The organism is Streptomyces sp. SID12501 (genome assembly GCF_010550245.1).
In the GTDB taxonomy this organism is placed as follows: domain Bacteria; phylum Actinomycetota; class Actinomycetes; order Streptomycetales; family Streptomycetaceae; genus Streptomyces.
In genome coordinates this window covers 1-1,180 of record NZ_JAAGLU010000113.1, presented here as the reverse complement: position 1 = coordinate 1,180, position 1,180 = coordinate 1, and the positions used below count along the sequence as shown (strand labels likewise).

The following is a 1,180-nucleotide window of genomic DNA, read 5'->3' as shown; positions in this document are numbered from 1 at the left end:
AAGGCTCTTGAGGGGTTTCGGGTTCTGGATATGACGCATGTGCAGTCGGGTCCGTCGGCGACGCAGTTGCTGGGGTGGCTGGGTGCGGATGTGGTGAAGGTGGAGGCGCCGGGCGGGGATGTCACGCGGGGGCAGTTGCGGGACGTTCCGGACGTGGATTCGCTGTATTTCACGATGCTGAACTGCAACAAGCGCAGTGTCACTCTGAACACCAAGACGGGGCGGGGCAGGGAGATTCTGACCGAGTTGATCCGGCGGTCGGATGTGCTGGTGGAGAACTTCGGGCCGGGTGCGGTGGAACGGATGGGTTTCCCCTGGGAACGGATCAGGGAGATCAACCCACGGATCGTGTTCGCGTCGATCAAGGGCTTCGGCCAGGGCCCGTACACCGACTTCAAGGCGTACGAGGTGGTGGCACAGGCGATGGGCGGATCGATGGCGACGACCGGGTTCCAGGACGGGCCGCCGATGGCGACCGGGGCACAGATCGGGGATTCCGGGACCGGTATCCACGCGGTGGCAGGGATTTTGGCCGCCCTGTTGCAGCGGGAGGCGACGGGGCGGGGGCAGCGGGTGGACGTGGCGATGCAGCATGCCGTGCTGAACCTGTGCCGGGTCAAACTCCGCGACCAGCAGCGTCTGGCCCACGGACCACTCGCGGAATACCCGACGCAGGACTTCGGCGACGAGGTCCCCCGATCCGGGAACGCCTCGGGCGGCGGCCAGCCGGGCTGGGCGGTACGGTGCGCGCCGGGCGGCCCCAACGACTACGTGTACGTCATCGTCCAACCACCCGGCTGGAAACCCCTCGCCCAGCTGATCGGCCGACCCGAACTCGCCGACGACCCCGAATGGGCCACCCCCGAAGCCCGCCTGCCGCAACTCGCGAAAATGTTCCAGCTGATCGAGGAATGGACATCCACCCTGCCGAAATGGCAGGTCCTGGAACGGCTGAACACGCACAGCATTCCCTGCGGCCCGATCCTGTCGACCAGAGAGATCATCGAAGACCGCTCACTCGCCGCGAACAACATGATCGTCACCGTGGAACATCCCGAACGCGGCCCCTTCACCACCGTCGGCAACCCGATCAAACTCTCCGACTCCCCCACCCACATCACCACCCCACCCCTCCTCGGCCAGCACACCGAAGAAATCCTCATCGGCGAACTCGGCCTGG

1 protein-coding gene is annotated in these 1,180 nt (G+C 65.9%); it reads left to right on the top strand.

The window, feature by feature from the left end; translation table 11 throughout:
• Positions 1 to 1,180 (top strand): formyl-CoA transferase (gene frc / locus G3I71_RS44655; protein ID WP_239149750.1); only part of this gene is annotated, 1,180 nt, incomplete at both ends.